11 protein-coding genes are annotated in these 18,655 nt (G+C 58.5%); 4 read left to right on the forward strand and 7 right to left on the reverse strand.

Annotated features, from left to right (window positions below):
- Positions 1 to 55: 55 nt before the first annotated feature.
- Positions 56 to 2,221 carry an ankyrin repeat domain-containing protein gene (locus WG899_RS04265; RefSeq protein ID WP_339594381.1) on the reverse strand — a complete coding sequence of 722 codons (2,166 nt, stop codon included), beginning with the start codon at positions 2,219 to 2,221 and terminating at the stop codon, positions 56 to 58.
- Between the two features lie 1,276 nt (positions 2,222 to 3,497).
- Between WG899_RS04265 and WG899_RS04270 the strand changes: the two genes are divergently transcribed.
- A complete protein-coding gene (locus tag WG899_RS04270) occupies positions 3,498 to 6,143 on the forward strand; it encodes a caspase family protein (RefSeq protein WP_339594382.1) in 2,646 nt (881 codons plus the stop codon).
- Complete coding sequence (locus WG899_RS04275; RefSeq protein ID WP_339594383.1) at positions 6,127 to 9,687, forward strand: caspase family protein; 3,561 nt, start codon at positions 6,127 to 6,129, stop codon at positions 9,685 to 9,687. Before WG899_RS04270 ends, WG899_RS04275 begins: the two co-directional genes overlap by 17 nt.
- 84 nt (positions 9,688 to 9,771) lie before the next feature.
- Here the strand turns inward: WG899_RS04275 and WG899_RS04280 are convergent, their stop codons facing one another.
- The 6 genes from WG899_RS04280 to WG899_RS04305 all read right to left on the reverse strand — a co-directional run bounded on the left by WG899_RS04280 (position 9,772) and on the right by WG899_RS04305 (position 16,848).
- Positions 9,772 to 10,215, reverse strand: a complete 444-nt coding sequence (locus WG899_RS04280; protein ID WP_339594384.1) for a lysozyme — start codon at positions 10,213 to 10,215, stop codon at positions 9,772 to 9,774.
- A 196-nt stretch (positions 10,216 to 10,411) separates the two neighbouring features.
- The gene (locus WG899_RS04285) at positions 10,412 to 12,466 is read right to left on the reverse strand and encodes a caspase family protein (protein ID WP_339594385.1); all 2,055 of its coding nucleotides are present in this window, start codon (positions 12,464 to 12,466) and stop codon (positions 10,412 to 10,414) included.
- A gap of 173 nt (positions 12,467 to 12,639) precedes the next feature.
- Complete coding sequence (locus WG899_RS04290) at positions 12,640 to 14,010, reverse strand: hypothetical protein (protein WP_339594386.1); 1,371 nt, start codon at positions 14,008 to 14,010, stop codon at positions 12,640 to 12,642.
- A 448-nt stretch (positions 14,011 to 14,458) separates the two neighbouring features.
- Positions 14,459 to 15,685, reverse strand: a complete 1,227-nt coding sequence (locus WG899_RS04295) for a hypothetical protein (protein WP_339594387.1) — start codon at positions 15,683 to 15,685, stop codon at positions 14,459 to 14,461.
- Positions 15,682 to 15,987, reverse strand: a complete 306-nt coding sequence (locus WG899_RS04300; protein ID WP_339594388.1) for a DUF4926 domain-containing protein — start codon at positions 15,985 to 15,987, stop codon at positions 15,682 to 15,684. The genes WG899_RS04295 and WG899_RS04300 overlap by 4 nt, the downstream gene beginning before the upstream one ends.
- Before the next feature lie 21 nt (positions 15,988 to 16,008).
- Positions 16,009 to 16,848: an MbcA/ParS/Xre antitoxin family protein gene (locus tag WG899_RS04305; RefSeq protein ID WP_339594389.1), complete on the reverse strand. Its 840-nt coding sequence runs from the start codon at positions 16,846 to 16,848 to the stop codon at positions 16,009 to 16,011.
- A gap of 345 nt (positions 16,849 to 17,193) precedes the next feature.
- Between WG899_RS04305 and WG899_RS04310 the strand changes: the two genes are divergently transcribed.
- Both WG899_RS04310 and WG899_RS04315 read left to right on the forward strand, forming a co-directional pair.
- On the forward strand, positions 17,194 to 17,802 hold the full coding sequence (locus WG899_RS04310) for a hypothetical protein (RefSeq protein WP_339594390.1): 609 nt from the start codon (positions 17,194 to 17,196) through the stop codon (positions 17,800 to 17,802).
- Between the two features lie 2 nt (positions 17,803 to 17,804).
- Positions 17,805 to 18,638, forward strand: coding sequence for a thermonuclease family protein (locus WG899_RS04315; protein ID WP_339594391.1), 834 nt, complete (start codon positions 17,805 to 17,807; stop codon positions 18,636 to 18,638).
- Positions 18,639 to 18,655: the final 17 nt, after the last annotated feature.

The following is an 18,655-nucleotide window of genomic DNA, read 5'->3' on the forward strand; positions in this document are numbered from 1 at the left end:
ACAAACCATGAGTCGTATTTTGGCCTCAAGCGGGCCTTCGCCCCCACCATGGCAGCTATGCGCTATTGCGATGCAGCCAAGAGAGTACGCGGTGGGCGCGGAACGCCGTTGCGATCTGAAAGCAATTTAACCCCTCGGCATCCGGCTGTAGCGGATCCCCGCGGTTGGCAACCATCAGTTCGAAAACTGTCGGGACATCAAGCTCTGCGGCCAACATCAGGGGTGTGCGTCCTGGCGTCGGGTACCTGTGGCCGCGATTGGGACTGGCGCCGAAGCGCAGGAGCAACTCCACGATTTGCCTTAGTTTCTCCACTGAATACCGCCGCACATGCTCTGCGACCATGGCTTTGGCCGTCCCAAGTGCAATTAATGGTGCAGCTTTCATGAGTGAACTGTCGTCACCGAACACGCCTGCAGAAGCAACACCAAATCTCCTGAGCGCGTCTCTACCGACGGAATCCGGCTCTCTCAGCAATGCAAACGACAAGTGATCGAGCATCCGGTTCGGGTAAATTCGCCCGGCGATCTTTGAGACCGTGTAGTAAAGCGGAGACTGTTGGTCAGTAAGTGCAAGTTGATCAGCATCGCCACCCATCTCCAGTAACCTCATAACAACGTCTGGCTCTCCGAGATCGATCGCACACATCAGCGGAGTCAGCTGCTTCCTTTCTGTACGAGCGTTCACAGTCGGGGTCTGATGCCTGACGCGCAGCAATAGGTCGAGCACATTGCGCTCGCCCCTGTCATGTGCAGACTGAAGGGCGCAAAGTAGGGCGGACGCTCCGGAGCTGTCTAGAGAGTCAACCGAAGCCCCGGCACTAAGCAAAGCCTCGACCTTGGTGGCCTCGCCGAACGACGCAAAGAGTCTTAGCTGTGGGTGGCGCCTGACGACGCCGTTACTGAACTGAACCGCACGGACTCTCTCAGGATTTCTGAGATCCGGCTGGATCGCAGCGACTTCGGACAAAGAGATCATCATGAACCCAGGGGAGAGTGATTCCGAAATATCGGGCTCACTCCCCACAAACCGGCCATGCGATGGAAAACGGACTAACAGTTGCTGGGAAAACTGCTCCAACTCCCAAGGCTCAGTTACCTCTGATTTGGCAGGGCGTAGAAACAGTCCAAACACGATTCCGACCTGCTTCAATTGCTTGACGAAAACCTTGTCGGCAAGGAAGGAGGCGATACATAGTGCGTCCTCGACGATGTCCTTGAGTTGATGTCCAGCTCGATAGTAGGCCAACTGGAAGGCCCGCTTGTAGTGAGGAAGAGCCTCTTCGTATCTACCCGAAAGCGCGAACCAACGGCCCTCCATCCAGGCTAGGTGGTATGCGGTTTTGCCGTCCGGGTCTAGTCTTGAAGATAGTTCCTTCAGTGCCTCGATTCGTTGCTGGGTGTCGAACTGATCTCCTAGGGATTTCGGCGATGTCCGCAACAAGTCCCGCCATATGAGGCTGCCCAGTTCAGCCATTTCGGGCCAATCGGATGCGCCTACGTCAACAAGACGCTGAAGGCGCAAACGTAGGCTTCCATCAGGCAAAGTGGATTCAAGCCGAGCCCGCAATAGCGGGCGAACTGGCGTAGCACCTAGCTGGTCGAAATAGTAGAGAGCTCGTGCCGCTAGAAGCCACGCCGCCGCCGCGTCGGCATGGTCGCGAATGCTCGGTTCTGCCCGGATATCTTTCAGCAGCAGCTTAAGGCTCTGACCAGTAGGCAAGTCGACGCCGCTGCGCCACTTGCCCATTTTGTCCCGCAACGACTTGTGGTCGTTCGTGGTTCCCGGATACAGGAATTTTTCTAGCTTGCCGTCCGACGATCCGTCACAGGCCTTTTCTTCGAGCCATTCGAAAACCGTCGCGATTGGAAGGAGTCCGTCATTGAGAAGCTTGCCGAGATCCGGGCCTGGTCGATGCACCTGCAATTGGACGAGCAATCTGAGTGCATGAGGTGCGAAGAACTCTTCGATTAGCGCTGGCAGGGTTTGACTTCGATCCACGCTATCAAGCGGTACGTCCAAAAGAAGTTGGCTGTAGTCTTCCCGCACAGCCTTGAGCCACGGAGCGAGCAAATCTTCCGCGACCGGACCTAGAAATTGTCTTGCGCCGTCGATCAGAAGATCGTTGATCACACTGTCGAGTTTGGCCCAGTCAAAGTCGCCTTCACGGGCCAGCCTATCGACGTCCCGGTTGCTGGCCTTTGTATCCAGGGAGATGCACATTGCTCGAACGCACTCGCCGAACCGAAGGTATGGAGGGTTAGTCATGGATAGAGTGATCGAGAAATCCGATGGACATCGTGCTCAAAATTGAGGCCAGCTCGCCAGTCGCTTGGTGTTCTTGGAATTGATAGTTGTCGTCCATTTGGCACGACGAGCTTGCCATGCTTCCGACTCGGCAGATATCGCCATCCCTCCGCCACCAAATTTCTGACCAAACTAGCGATCCGCTTTTCTTTGCTGAATTGCATGTTGGTACTAGGGGGCGGCGCCGGGCAGGAGCCGCCCCAAGCTCGTTACTTGGAAGTCTTGCCAGCTTCCTGGTTCAGGGCGGCTGCGCGCTGAGCCCTCGCAGCAAATGAGTCCGCTGGTACCTGACCGTCCCCACGTTTCGCAGTCTGTGACTGAATACGACTGGCCGCTTTACCGGTCATGGGAGTGGATTTGGCAATTGATTTGGTAGCCATGGGTGTTATTCCTTTCTGTTGACGTTGCACGAATTTGCAACGTAAGCAGCTTAGGAATTCTGGTCGCGGTAGTCTCCAGCGCAATTGGTCAGAAAAAATGAAAATCCGCAGCGCACCTCGGGAGACGTGCCCGCCAGGCAACAATGAGCAAGAAGAAGCTGGTTTGACAGTCGCTATGCGCCGGAGTGGTCGAGTGACTTTGTTGCGACATAGGTCGCGCCTGGTTCTACGTGGCCATTTTTGAGGTGGTCGATGGCCGAAAACCAGCCTGTGCTTTACTGGAGGCAGCGACCCGTCAGAAACTGAACCTGCACGGAAAGGCCTTTATGCAGAGGCTGCGATCCCTCACTTCGTCAAACTCGGCGCCCGTAAGCGGTCGTTCAATTGCGCCATAGACTCTCCCTTTGTTGGTCGCGCAGGATCGCACCACCAGTTTTCCATGGTGCTTGGGCAGTCCCGAACTGCCCTCTGCTATCAGCGATAGTCCTCTGCTTCTCCTAGCCATGGCGGGGCGATCGACGCCACTGGTATCACCATATTCGACCGGACGCATCAACAGTTGGTACCACGCGTCTCGCAGCATTCCCTATTGCGCAGCTCCTGGCGGCAGCGTCAGTATCAGCCATGGGGTGCTAACTAGCAAAGCGGCTGCAGCACGCCCAATAGTCACTACAACTTGCCACGAAGCAAACCCAAGGCAAGCTGCTAAGGGGGAGGCGATAACTCCAGTTAAAGCGCCATCGCTTGACGTGTGACACCGAGTTGCCGCGTAAGCGGGCGGCCAAACCGATGGGGAGCGTATGAGAGCACTTATGTTTGTTTATGTACTGGGGTTGCTGCCTTCTTTATCGCTGGCCGCTGGCGACGCGAACGTTGAGCTCTACGTCGAGAGTGGCATTCGGCACAGCGCCCGCGGCGTCGCCTATTCGCTGGATGGTCGGCTGATCGCAGCAGGAAGCCTCGATCGCACCATCATCGTGTGGGACACCGTTAGCGGCCGCGAGGTGGCCTCTTTGCCGAATCGCACCCAGTCAACTTCGCTCGCCTTCTTACCAGGATCCTACGTTGTTGCTGCAAATGGCGAAGAAGGTCAGGTGCAGTTTTGGGACATATCCCGAAGGGCAAAGGCTTTCCCGGACTTCCAGTGCGCCGAACGTCCTTCCCCTTCTATTGCGGTCAGCCTGGGCCGCTCAGAACTACTCTGCGTAGATGGAGTACGCCAGGCCGTCCGTCGCTGGGACTTGAACACGCACGTAGAGATTCATCCAGCCTACAGTACTCCCGGACTTGAAACGTCGTCACGCTTGAGCAGCGACGGCAGCGCAGTGACCGTAGTCGGCACGGACCGCAAGCCAAGACTGATTGAGCTGCCATCGCTGCAGACACTTGGTGATCTTCCAACTGCCTTTGGCAACCTTGGCGCGTTCGCCTTCCAACCCAAGCTGGGCTTGATCGGTGCGATAGAGGAAGGGCATGGAGAGGTGACCCTATGGACCTGGCGCGTTGATGGCACGGCGGGGGAGTCGAGGAATCTGGGAGGAGCGCAGGCCAATGCAATCGCTTTTAACCCGACCGAGCCACATCTTGCTGTGGCGCAGGAGAACGGCGAGATCGTCATCGTTAATCCGGCACTGCCCAAGCCGTTCTCCCGCCCGGTCGTTCGCCTGTCTAGCTTGGGAAATCGGATAGAGGCCGCAGGTATGGCTCCGGACTCGACGGTCATGGCAGTGCAGGCCTGGTACGACACCCAGCTGACCTATGACGTCAAGCGCGGCACCCTGGTCAGAGCCGTTGTTCCGAGACTCTCTGCGGCCAACGGTGAGTTTCAAGACACGGGCACTCTAGAGAACCGGCCATTCCGGGTCAAGCGATTGGAGGACCGTGTCGAACTGCTCGGAGCGGACGGACGGCTCATCGCCACGATGGTGTTCCTAGACAAAACGGGAGCCTGGGTAGCGGTGGATCCGTCAGGCCGGTTTGATACGAACATGGACCTGAGCAATGTCAACGGAGTCCACTGGGTTGTAGACGGGAAGCCGCTCTCGCCGCTCCCGCTCGAGATCCTCATGAGGGACTACTTTGAGCCACGCCTAATCCCTCGACTCCTTTCCGGATCAACCTTTGCGACTGCGCGATCTCTGAACCAGCTCAATCGAATGCAGCCGGACATTCAAATTGAGAGCATCTCTGCAGGGCCGACACCTGATCAAGTCAGGGTCCGCGTAAAGGCTACTGGCCGTGGCGATACAGCAGGACGCGGAGGAAGAACGGCGCCCCAGGCGTTCGATCTGCGCCTTTTCCGCAATGGCCAACTCGTCAAGCGCTGGCCGGGTGGGCCGGAGGTGGCGGACGATTGGGACGGTTGGCGCAAACGGTCGCTCGTTCCTGAAGGCACGCATGAAGCCCTCGTGACGCTACCGACCGCCAGTGCGGGAGGCCCTGTGAGCTTCACTGCGTATGCATTCAATGAAGATCGAGTCAAAAGCGCGACGGCCAGAAAAGATCATCCAGTTCCAGCCGACATTCGAAAACGCAATCGACGCGCCTACGTCCTGACCATTGGCGTCGATTCCTATCAAGACGCGGGCCGCCAGTTGCAGTTCGCGGTCAATGACGCCAAGGCGATGCATCAAGCTTTGTCTGCCTTAGACGGGTACGAGGTCATCGGCATCAGCCTCACCTCGCAGGGGCGAATACCCAAGGAGTGGCAAGCGACGAAGGCAAACATACGGGCCGTCCTAGCCCGACTGGCGGGGCAACCCGTTTCCAATTCGTTGGCGGCTGTGAAAGGCTACGAGCGTCTCGCACCGGCAAACCCGGACGATCTAGTGATCATGACCTTTGCAGGGCATGGATATACGACCCCGGAGGGGCGCTTCTACCTGTTGGCATCGGACACCGGACAGATAGAGCAGCCCCCAAGCACAAAGGCTCTGGCTCAGTTCATCTCCAGCGATGAGCTGAGCGATTGGCTGCGGCCCATCGATGCGGGACAGATGGCGCTGATCATTGACGCCTGCCACTCGGCGGCTCTCGTCGATCAGCCTGGCTTCAAGCCAGGACCAATGGGCGACAGAGGCTTGGGCCAGCTGGCCTACGATAAGGCAATGCGGATCCTCTCGGGCAGCCAGGCCGACGCGGTTGCCCTTGAGAGCGCGAACCTCAAGCACGGCCTCCTCACCTATGCGCTAGTGCATGACGGATTCGTCGTCAAGGATGGCAAGCTCGCCGCCGATGAGGACCGCAACGGTCAGCTCACGTTAGCCGAATGGCTCAGGTGGGGCGAACAGCAAACACCCCGGCTGTACGCAGACATTCAGGCAAAGCGCCGTGATGCAGTCTCAGGGACGCGTGACGGTGCCGTAGATGCCCGGTTTCGAACCCCATCGACAGGCAAGGTTCAAACCCCCGCTCTCTTCGACTTTGCGAGGGCCGCCAACGATGTTCCGATCCACTAGATTTTTCGCAGCGGCTGTCTGCACAATGGTTGCCGCCTGCTGGATGCACTGCTTCGCCGGACCGGTACCTGAACCCGCCAAGGTCATTTTGGTGACGTCGCTCACGAGCAACCAAAACTTCTTCGGAACGGCAATCTCACCTAGCGGACGTTTTGGCGCCGTGGCAATGATGGCAAGCATCGCGATCATCGACATGAATACCGGACTGGAGATCGCACGTCCTGCCGTGGGTTCAAGTTGGTCGTATGGAGTCGCCATCGATCCTAAAGAACGCTACGTTGCAGTAGGCGCGGCCGACGGCCTGCACATCTTTGAAGTATCTGGTTTCGGCAAAGTCCACTTCATCCCATCGGGTAGTGCGACGGAGGTGAAGTTCTCAAGTAGCGGTGACCGGCTGGCGGTAGGGTATGACAACGGGCGCCTCCTAGTCCTTGACGTGTCGCAGTCTTGGAAGCCGGTTGCCGAGTTTCGGATGGACGGGCCGATAGCGGCGATGGCCTTTTCTGCCGACGGCCGAAAGATCGCTGCTGGCCAAGGCAATATTGATGATCGTGGGGTCACGCGACCGAAGGACCAACCGGAGTGGCCTGTCCACGCCTGGTCCGTGGACAACGGCTCGCTTCTTTGGACAGCCAAGGCTCACAGCAACGACGTGTCTGCCATCCAGTTTTTGGACAATGGCAAACGACTGCTGACCGGTGCCGGAGGTGCACGCCTCAACTCCATGATCGGACCGACGCTCCGTCTCTGGGATTGGGAAACCGGCAAGCTCCTTTCGGATTTCGATGGCTACCGGCAGAGGGTCACCGGGATACAGCCCGCGACGGTCGAGGGTACAGAAGCCTATGTAGTTGCCCACGTCGATCACCCCGAGAACTCGACCAGTTCGACGAACTTGGTCCGCACCAAGCTCGATCCACAGCGCGTAGAGGAAGTCTGCAGCAACCTCACCTCCAATATCGACCGACTCCAAACGTCGGCAAACGGGCGGGTTGCGATCGGCATCTCGCGCTGGGATTCCGGCCCATCCATATGGCAACGCTTCCCTACCTGTGACGCAGTTCAGGCGCGCGGATTCAAGTCCGATTTTGAGCAAGGCTCGGTCACGCTCCGAGGCGACGGAGCCATGGTCTTTGGGCTGCGCAAGGGCATCGTGGGGTACGACGTCGCGCAAGGTCGGTTCCTGTTCCGAATTCCACGACCGCCTAGCGAGAACTTCCTCGTCAAGCTGGGTCCAAAGCAGGACCAGTTCAGCTCCATGGCCGCATGGTCGTCCCGTTCATCGCTTGTCACGCGCAATGTCTCGACAGGAGATGTAGAGCGCACGCTTCCCCTTGCAGGGGCGTTCCCCTGGCTGGAGAGCTTCACATTCACCGACGATGAGGAACTCATCGCCGCCGCGTTCGACTCGTCGAAAGTACGCTCCCCGGATACTGGGGTGCTAGTGAGATTCAGCCTCAGAACCGGCGAGATCCTGGCCCGATCAAAAACTCACTTGGACTCCGTGCGGCACATCGTCGCCGTCCCCAAGCGAACGTTCGTGCTCACCGCGTCCTGGGACGGGCGAATCTACGCGGTCGACAAGAAGACGCTCCAAATCGTGCGAACCTACATCCAACATGGCGGCCAGGTGCAAGAGCTCGCGCTGTCCCCGGACGGAAAGCGCTTCGCAGCGTCGTTCTCCCCGCAAGGCATCACCTTGGGGGTCTGGAGCGTCGATCAGGAGCAGCCGGTCTGGAGCATCAACGAAGGCACGTCTAGCGCCGTGGCCTGGACAGCCGATGGGGCCACCATAGTGGCGGGCCGCGACAAGCTCCGGGAGTACAGCGCATCCACAGGAGACCTGATTCGCGCCTTCGGGGGTATGCCCCCCAATCGAAGGATCGAGAGGATCGGACTCCTTCAGGGCGACCGAATGCTTGTTGCGAACACGCAAGGCGGCCACTTCTATACGTGGGATCGAAACGCGCCGCAGGCTCTTGCATCTGAGACCTTCATCTCCGCCACCGGCATTACGGTACTCGCCAACGACAGGTTTGACACATCTGCCATCGAAGAACTGGAGGCGATCGGCTGGCTTCTTCCGGACGACCCAATGCGTCCACTACGCGCCGAAGTGTTCATGCGGGATTTCTTCGAGCCTCGCCTGGGCCAGCGAGTAGCCGCTTGCATGAAGACCAATCCGACAGACTGCCGCACTGACTCAGGTCCGGCCGTCAACATTGCCACGCTGAATCGAATCCAACCGCGAGTGGAGTTAGAGAGCGTGCTGCCAGGCCCGACGGCCGACACCGCGCGCGTGCGCGTCAGGGCCTTCCCGGTCAACGACGACACACAGCTGAACAACAAGACATCAACTCAAGCATTTGATCTCCGCCTTTTTCGTGACGGCCAACTCGTCGCGCGCTGGCCTGGAGGTGCCGAAGCAGGAGATGACCGTGCAGTGTGGCGCAAGCGCTCCTTGGTGCCGCGAGAGACCCAGGAAGTTGTCGTGTCGCTTCCCACAACCAAGCCCGGGCAGGTCGTGAAGTTCACCGCCTATGCGTTCAACGAGGATCGGGTCAAGAGCGCCTCGGTCGAGCAGACCTTCACTGTTCCCTCGCAAGTCCAGTCTCGGGTTCCTCGCGCCTACATCGTTGCCGTGGGTGTGGATTCCTATGAGGAGCCCGGCAGGAAGCTGCATTTCGCGGTCAAGGATGCACGGGCCATGACTAACGTCCTCTCACGCCTGGATGGCTACAAGGTGATCAACGTCAGCCTGACATCCGAAGGGAACGACCGCAAACGCTGGATGGCGACCAAGACAAACATCCGGGACGTCCTCGCTCGCCTTGCCGGCAAGCCAGCCCAGGGCTCTTTGCGCGGTGTAGTCGGGGCAGACCAGCTCATCAAGGCGACGCCAGACGATCTCGTGATCATGACCTTCTCCGGACATGGTCACACCACGCCTCAGGGCCGCTTCTACCTGCTTGCCTCGGACTCTGGCAAAGCCGAGCCCGTGCCCAGCAGGGCATCACTGTCACGATTCATGTCCAGCGAAGAGCTCAGCGAATGGCTACGCCCGATCGATGTAGGGCAGATGGCCCTGATCATCGACGCATGCCACTCTGCGGCCAGCGTTGAACGACCAGGGTTCAAGCCCGGTCCGATGGGGGACAGAGGCCTCGGCCAACTGGCCTATGACAAGGCGATGCGAATCCTCGCGGCCAGCCAGGTCGATGCCTTTGCCCTGGAGAGCGACAAGCTCAAGCACGGACTCCTCACCTACGCCCTCATACATGACGGCATGGAGCTGCGAGACGGAAAGCGGTTCGCAGACGCCAATCGAAACGGCCAGCTCACATTGGGCGAGTGGTTGCAATGGGGGGAGCGGCAGACTCCAAGACTCTATGCAGACATCAAGGCGGGACGCCGGGGCGCAGTCAACGCGTCGCGAGACGGCGCGATCGATGGTCGCCTGCGGTCGCAGGCAATCGACCGCGCGCAGACCCCAGCCCTCTTCGACTTCGCGAGACCCAGCCAATCGGATGCCATCCTGAAGTGAAGTTTGCTCTACGGCTTTGGCTTCTCGCCGATCCCGACGTCGATCTTGGACATGTCGTCATCCTGGCTCGGCAACTGCCTCGACTTAACTTGGCCCGCGAACAGAACTGACTCTGCTTTGCGCCGCGTGACAAGCCCGGGAAACTGCTTGCCATTTGCCATTTGCCATCGTCCAACGGCCCAGCTGGGCCGGGACATCATCAAACCTGCTTTCGTTTAAACGCTTGAGCAGGGTTGAGGTTCGGAAATTAAGGCCTCCGACATTGAAAACAAAGTCGACGATGGCAGCGTACTGGTTGTCTGAAAGCTGAGGCACCACCTCCAACATCACAGTGATTTCCGCAAGCCTCATGTCCTTTGCGAGGATTTCGGCTCCTCGCAGCTTGGTGATGCCTCGTAGGAACTCAGAAAGTTCGCTGCCATCGCAACGCGCCTTCTTGATGAGGTGCCCATAGCCGATCGTGCAATAGCCTGCAGCATCGTCATACAGCTTGGCGGACCACCCTTCCGAATCCTTCGTCAGCTTCATGCCCGCTTCGTTGACGCGTCGTAGCGGAACGTCAGCCGGGAGCCCGCCCTTGACTGGTCTTCCTCTACCAGGATCCCGGGAGGAAGCCTGTCTGGACGCGACGGGAAAAGCTTATGCGCCTCGGCAAGCAGCGATGTTGTGAGTGCGCCGGTTGCGATCATTCAGACCAGGCTTTGCTTGAGTCCGACGCGTAGCTTCATTTCCCAATTCCTTGAGTAGCGGGCAGAACTTGGACGTTCTCCTGGACGGTTACCCACTCACTGAGCGGGACACCCTTGGCGGTACTGCCATCCCGGGAACCAGTTGACGAGGCAGAAGCAAGGAATCGCTCAAGGGGCGACCAAACGGCCCTCGCTCGATCTGGCGACTCGAGAACGGAGAAGTCCACGTTTGAGTTCGTCGTCGCTATGACCTTGTAGGTATCGAGTCCCAAAGGGAGCCCGGCGAGGATCGGAGCATTGAAGGTCATCGACTTTCCCGCCTTTACCAGTTCACCATTCGGCGCCTCGCTCAGCCGTTCAACGGTTCCACTCGCGTTCAGCACAACGAGAGCAGCGTAGACGTCCTTGTTCGAGTCGTTGGTCAGCTTGAAGGTGAACCGATCACCAACTCGCACTGACAGGGGCTTGGTAGGCCTGCTGACCGGCCTGATCGCACCCAAGACCAGCTCTCCTGCCGCAGTCTCGGATACGTCGACCTGCATCATCTCGAGCGATAGCCTCAGAGCAGAGTTCTGGTTGCTTAGTGCTCGCAGTGCAGAGACCTTCGCAAGCTGGCTGAATGCTTGCACAAGGCGGTCGGCGGCGTCCACTGAACCGATCGGCACGTACTTCGCGACAATGGCATCCTGTGCCTGGCGGCCACCAATGAAGTAAACGGGCGTACAGCCCGTTGGGGCGTCTGCAACATGCAGCCGCTCGCCCGCCAGGCAGCCCTTCTGGACCGCAGCCATCCAGTTCTCGCCTGCTGGCACAGCTTTAAGAGCCGCCCCTTCAGCAAACGCGGTGCGCAAGGACTGAAGAAGCGCCATGTCCTTGGCATCGGCCTGCTGGTCCGGCATTTTGTCCAGCAGGATCAGCATGGGATCAGTGCCGTAGAACGGCGTCACGATCGTCACCTTCGCATCCGCTGGCAACCCTTTCTTTTGGCCATCGATGATGACCGCCCGAGAGAGTCCGATCCCAACCTCCGTGACCTGTGCTGTGGCGATCTTCCCACCGTCACCGACCAATCTTCTAGTGTCAGGTGAGTAGATCGCCAGCGTCCCACCTTTGGCCACCCCTTGAGCCACTCCCGCAGCCACCTGGATGCCTCCATTGCCGTCTTGCGAGCTCAAGCGCACGTACGGCGTCCCAGTCTCTCCGGGCAGGCCAAAAGCGACCCTGTCGATTGACCCCTCGACCAACGGGTGCTGCACCAAAGTCACGGATCCCACGCCGCGCTGAATCTCGTTCATCGCCTGCCGCCAGGTCAACTGCGGACGACGATCCAGAGTCTGTGTCAGGAACCAGGTCAAGTATCCATGGACCTTTCCACCCGCTTCGGCGATCTGACTCTCGTACGAGTACTCATGTGCCATCGCGGCAGAGATGCCTACGTAGGTGTCCTTTCGAAGGAGGTGTGGCGTCGGGTTGCCCTCGAGGCCCCTTGAAGCCGGAGGCTGTGGCATGTTCGGATTCGGCGGAAGGTTCCGCGCGGTTTCCAGCCCCCGGGCGGCACTTCCAGAGTGACAGCTGTCAAAGATCACCGTGATGTTCGGTGTGTGCTGGCGCAGCTGGTTCAGCCACCCGTCCACCTCGTCATCGATGATGTCCTTGCCGTTCGGTCCTCGGCTGTCGTACGCCACCAATGTCTCGTCGATGCCGTCCCCCTCATCCGCGTTGACGTCGGCTGTCTTAGAGCCATGCCCGGAGAAGTAGAAGACAACCACCGCACCAGGACTCTTCTTGGCATTGCCGACCAAGTGCGACTTGAAGGCGTCCTCGATGCCTGCTCGCGTAGCCGCCGCCCCGGTTAGCACCTTGATATGTCCGTCATCCTTGAACTTGTAGTGCCTGGTGAGCAGAGCCTTCATGGCAGCCACATCGTTACCCGGTCCCTTCAAGGCCGTCACCGTGTAGTCCTTCGGTTGGAGGTAGTCAGTGACCCCTACCAGCAAGGCGAACCGTTCTGGTTCAGCAGCGCGGGTGGGAGAAATCAAAATCCCCACAAGCGCGCAGGCGGCCGCAAGACGTTGAATCAGTCCATTCATCTCACCAGCTCCATCAGCCGAGACCCTTAGGCCAGCTATTTAGTAGGTTTCCGTACCCAAGAGATCGGGACGGCCGACAGTGAACGCTTGTCTATTCCTCAAGCCACCCTCCATCAAGTGAACATAACCTGATAACGGAGCGCAAGGTCGACCAGACTAGCGGCGCTTTGATTTCAAGCACCCGCACCCGCACCCTGCGACCGAACGCGCAGAGAGATCGCGGCACAAGCTGTTCGCACCTGCTCAGACTCGGACGGCAAAGGAACGAGTTCGATGATCGCAGAAAGAATAAGCCTTGCATCGACACCAGAGAAGCCAAGCTCTGATGCTTCAGAGACCACCTGCTTGCAGAAACCCGTAATCACCGGCGTTCGCAGCGTGGGCGCAGCGGCTGCCCAGTCTCGCGTGGTGGTTGCCCACCATTCCGTTTGCCTCATGTGGGACTTCACCGTTCGCTGAACATCCCCGGAGCCCCCCACCGGATACGACAGTACCGATGCGAGATTTGCTGTCTGCCCGACGGCCGTTTCGACGTCCGCCGCGCTCAGACAGCCAGTGCTGGATGTGGCGGGACAGATCACCTTGTCTACGAAAATTGAGGGCCTGGGTGGTTCGAAGTACACATGCCAGGTTCCCACAGTCCGCAGGTTGCCCTCCTGCATGTCCGTACCTTCAAGGTCCTTGGGCACACGGAAGGAAAGTGACAGCCCCTTCCCTTTTTCTGTACCCCAGCCGATCAACGACCGATCCGCCTCAACTTTCTCCGTGATAGAGGTCGCCAAGAGCCGGGAGATTGCCGAATCAAGTTCTGTGGCGAGGTTCCGAACGCTGTCCTTATTCAGCGCTGTGATCAACGGAGGATTCACGCCCGCGGTGGAGGCTAGCTTGCTAAGCGCACTCACTCCCAGTGCCAACCCGCGAGAGGCAAAGCTATCCGAGGCCTTGGCCTCAAACACGACCGACACGGAACTGTTCGAACCATCGTCCTTCACCAGAAAATGCGGCGTCGCCCTTTTTTCTAGCACCAGCTCGCGCGTCCAGGATTCACCATCAGAATTGCTTAACCGAGAGAGACTTACGAGCGGTGCCACTGTTTTAAGGGTCCCCGGCACCGAGACATGAGCGACCAGGGATATACCGCTCGCTTTGGACAGCAGGAACCTAGCAACAGCGTCGCGCTTGTTGTAGGCCGCAACCTCAGCAGTTTTGTCAACAACTGAACCACCCGCAAGTACCGGCAACTCACCCACCAAAACCAGCCGCGTGTACTTGCCAGCAAACACCGCCTGGCAAGTCCCCGTGCAATCCGAGCTCGCGTCTTGGAGATGCATTAAAGGCGTAACCTTGATAGGTGCCGGCGAAGCGTTCCGGGCGATGACAGCGGGGCTCGGCTGAGCAACCTCTGGTGAGTCTTGATCAGGCAGGTCACGGCTCGTCGTTGGCCCAACAACGGCCTGGACTGGCGCCGGCAGAACAGACGGCGATGTGGCGCAGCCCTGCAGGAACGCTGCAACGCAAACGATGAGTACCGAGGTCTTAATCATGTCCCCCCCTTCCTTAAGCCGATCATTCTGTGCGGATGTCACCATTCGCAGGCACCACATTCACAAGGTAGCCCGAATCTTCAGAGCCGACAGCAGCCGAAAATACTACATGCTGCGCATACTTGACACGGAGCGCTTCATCACTTTTGATGGTGGTTCATAGATGTGTCGTGCTAAGACTGCAAAAGCGACCGCAGAACAGATGACTGGCACGCCGATCAAGATCGAACAGTTCCACTTTGCGACGAACCTGCTGCAAGGCGGGAGCAACAACCAAACACTGAAGTACCGCCAAGTAGACATTCGTGAACTTCGGCTGTCAGCCTAGTAGCGACATAACTAAAGATGACATCGGCTGTGCCGCAGATGCCGGGACGCCATAAAGCCGAGTGACTATCAGCAAGCTGGCGTAGATTCGCCGGTGCGAGGTTGTGCAAACCGAGCTTCACTATTCCGCAAGCCTTGTGCTGCTCTGATCGAGGGCTGTGGCAACGCCGCGAGCCCATTCCCGCCAAGCGTCAAAGCCCTCGCTGACGTTGCCAGATACGTCTCGAAGCCGGTCCAAGTGCGCCACGTAGCTTAGGATCAGCTGCGAGTTCTGCCAGTTCAGCGCCTCGCTAAGCAGTGCATCTCGCCGCGCGGTCTCCTCGGCCGCCATTCGTTGAGCAATTTCTCTGAGCCGTTGCTCATCGGCGCGCCGGCGAGTTGCCTCCTCTTGCTCATCGCGTTGTCGCTTCCATCGAGCTACAGCCTCCAGGGAGCCACGGTGCCGGAGTTCGGCGGCAGAAAGAACCGCGTCCCACTTGGTTTCCAAAGATGTAGTGGACGTGTCGCTCACGATCGTCTCACCAAAGCCCATCTCCTCGATGCCGAGGCTGAGGCGTCCTGTAGGCGTCAACGTCTTCACAGACTCCTTCTCGCGCGTGTACGAGTTGATCCGGTCAAACCGTGTGCCGGCGTCAAGCTTCTCGGTTAGCCTGATGCTGATGTGGGCTTCGCCTCGCTTGGCGATCAATCGTTGCCTATGTTCGGAGAACATAAGCTGGAAGCCCAACTTCTCGAGCGATGCGACCAGAGAGCTCATTAAGTGCAGCGCTCTCTTGTAGGTCATCAGAGAGACCCGGATCGCTGACTTCTTGTGGGTCGGCGCAAGAATCTGTCCGCGGTCACAGAAATACTGCCAGCTGTAGTGTGGCGGCGCTACGCCCCGGTATGGTCGCCCAGGATTTATCTCTTCCCACTCATGCTTCGCCTTTCGCTGAAGTGCTTCAGTAGCCTCCTTGTCGTAAAGAGGAAGCAGTGCTCGGATCAAAGGATGTAGTTCCAAGGGTGGCATCTCATCAGATTGCTCTAATGATGGCTGCTGCGGATCACTTCGAGCAGATCTTGGATCGTTTTCAGCCGATGCTTGTTGGGAAGGCCGCCCACCCTTCCGACGTTGACGACCACTGGTGTCCACCTCCAAGGCGAGGGCAAGTGGTGGCAGGGTAGGTCTCGGAACTTCGTGACCAGCGGCAAGCTTGGCCCAGTGGCCTCTGCCGGGTACGGGAATCCCAAGCTTCTCGCAAAACTGCCGAAGCCCGGGGCCTGACAGGCCGTAGCGCTTGCTGAGATGAATCATGGGAACAGCCCAGATCTCGGCGTACAGCTTTTCTCGCTCCGGCAACTCACTCATCGCGCTCTCCAAAGAGTCTTCCAAGTTTTCCCCTGTCGCACAACGGGAACGGCTGGATCAGAGCAGCGCAAGGAATCCTGATTAGTGTCGTCAAGATAGCCATGAAAACTGGCTGATGCTTGCCTCAGATGATTTGAAGCAATAGTTGCAACTGCAATCGTCTGGCCATCGTTCGTTATGAACTCCACCTCGTAAGCCTCGCCCGCACCGTGTATGTAGACCACGACTCCAAGCGCTCCTGGCTTCAATTGAAGCTGGGGTAGCGCCACCGACAACATGACCAGGCTGTAGATCTCAAACATGACGGCCTCCATCCCACCCGATCAACCAGGAAGACCACCGCGCATCCGTTCGAGAAGCGTCTCTACTTCGAGGCGACCATCCTCGCGAGCAAGTACTAGCGCCGGCGTAACGCCTCCAAGTTCTAGGCAAGGTTCAGCCAGCCAAGTCTCCAGCCAAGATAAGAGGGCATCCATGTCCCGCGATCCGCCACTGTCATCACCCATTTGGCCAAGCTTGTTCAAGAGTGCGGCCTTGGCCCGTGCAATCTCAAAGTCAGACAACTTCAATACTGGTTTGCTCAGCGCGGCCCTGAACTTCTCCAGTTGATTGAGTCCGGCATCTGGCCCATCGTCCCCGGTCCAGCCGGGATCCGCCGCTGACTTGCTGTAAGCCACTGGCAGGCCATGCTCGTAATACACCTCGTGGATTGCAAACCATGCCTCCTCCTCGGACGGGAACTCGAGTACTCGGCAGTTCCAATGCCTTGGTGGAGTCTTGATCTCGCCAGAATCTGGCGGGTTACGTTCAGCCTCTACGCGCGCGGCGATGGCTTTCTGCCAGTCGTCAATGCGACCAAACCGAACGACGGCATCGAGCCCCAGGTTTTCCAGCAAACCGGCCAGCAGGGCGGACCTTTCAGTTTCACTGGCACACAGCTTGCCACCCAACAGTTCGAGACGCCCAGGCAATCGGTCAAGTTTGGCTAGGCCGTCCTTGCCTGTCCACTGTCGGCCCGCGCGTCCAATATCCCATTCCATTTGCAAAGCCCCCAGGTTCAGCCTTGAGACGTCCTGATACCTATTCAAGTCCTGGATGGTCTCGGCCAACTCGCGCAGCATCCGCCACTCTTCATTGCAATTCTTCTGCGCCAGCGATTTCATTGCTTATGCCCTGTAGTCAGCATCAGTTACCCGCCAAATCAACTCTTACTCCAACCCCTGTTGTCAGAACTCACCAATAGGTGCTTCTTGCGAAGGTGCCTGGAGTGAGATCGTTTGGGGCCGGCCTGAATGAGCAAGTCCGTCACATGCACTCCTGGTTGCCGGGCCCATCCCCCTCTGAATCCGGGGCGGAAAACGACGCGCCACACGGATCCAGTATCAGATCAATACCGGCCCCATAGCGACAAATGTTACGTAACTCATTGATTTATAAAGACATTATGATGGATGCGGGCGTCTGAGCCACCAGCGTCCGACCAAAACCCATCAGCCGTCGGAGCTTTCATGCAGATCAAGGACGTACGCCCCGAATCCTTTGTCAAACAGATCCGCTGCGATCGCTGTGGCCGTCTGGCAGACGTGAGCGAGGGCGAGTTTCAGGAATTCGTCAGCATCGACTTGAAGGCCGGCTATGCCTCGATCTTTGGTGATGGCCGCGACGTCCAACTCGACCTGTGCCAGCACTGTTTGAAGACCGCCCTGGGCGTTTGGCTGCGGGTGAGCGATGCCGACGACCGGCAGCGACAGCTTGAGGATCGGCTGAAGCAGTTCGATCCGGACAGGCACGGCGGAGAATTCCCGACGGTGGCAGATTTCTCACTGCAAGAACCCGAGGACTTGCCGACACAAGATCGTCGATCCTTGAACTCGCCACTTGAGCGCCGACGTCGCATCGCCCAAGTGCGTCGAATCATGCGAAACAGCATGCAGTTGTTCTTCACACCGACGACCGGTTCGATTCGTAGCTGTCGGCAGCAGTGCCAACGCTCGGCTTGTCTTGACCGGGCTCGCCAGCGCAGGCAAGTCGAGTTCGTACGCCGTCGCCAGGCATCCGACAAGCAGAGCGCCGAATCGCCATCTGGCGCTGGCACATCCCACCATTCAGAGGAATAGCCATGGCCGATATCGCGAAGCTGCTTCTATGGGCATGCCTGATCGGACTCAGCGCGGTCGTGCCTGCCTGGGCCGACGAGATGATCCGCGGCCAGGTTGTCAGCGTTTCAGGTGGCGATGTCCTCAAACTGGTCGACGCGAATGGTCGTGAGTACAGATTGAGGCTGGCGTTCATTGACGCGCCGGAATCCGGGCAACCCTTTGGGGATGAAGCGCAATCAGCTCTCTCGGCCATGGTGCTCGGCCGACAAGTGACTGCTCAGCTTCACGGCCAGGGCGCAAACGGTTTCACCTTGGCCGAAGTGGTCGACCCCAATGGGCATCTGGTGAACCTGGAACTGGTGCAACGGGGGCTGGCTTGGCGCGATTACTTCGAGATGCAACTCAAGTCAGAGCAAGGCAAGTACCAGGGGGCAGCAGCCGCCGCTCAACAAGCTCGCCAGGGCATCTGGGCCCTGGATCACCTTGAGCGCCCCCGAGATTACCGAGCCCGCGCTGGGCAGGCCTTGCGATGGTGGCTCTACGCTGTAGGTGCACTGTCGAGCGTTACTTTGTTGGGACTCATTTTTTCAAGATACGACCCGCGCATTTCGGCCTGGCTCGCAAGGCAAGATGAACTGACAAAGTCATCTGCGGAAGCCCATCGCCTCTCACGTATCCAATCCGAGGCCGAGGCGGAAGAGAAAGACAGGATTCGAGAAATTGCGAATCTGGAGATGGATCGTCTTGCGGCTATCCGACGTGCATCTGGGGAGCTATGCAAAGAGACAAGTTTGCGGGAGACGACAGGTCGGTTTCAAAGCTCCTTGAGCATACCCATGGACGTCTTCATTTGATTTGAAAGCTATTTGTG

It is taken from the genome of Paucibacter hankyongi (genome assembly GCF_037482915.1).
Lineage (GTDB): Bacteria > Pseudomonadota > Gammaproteobacteria > Burkholderiales > Burkholderiaceae_C > Paucibacter_A > Paucibacter_A hankyongi.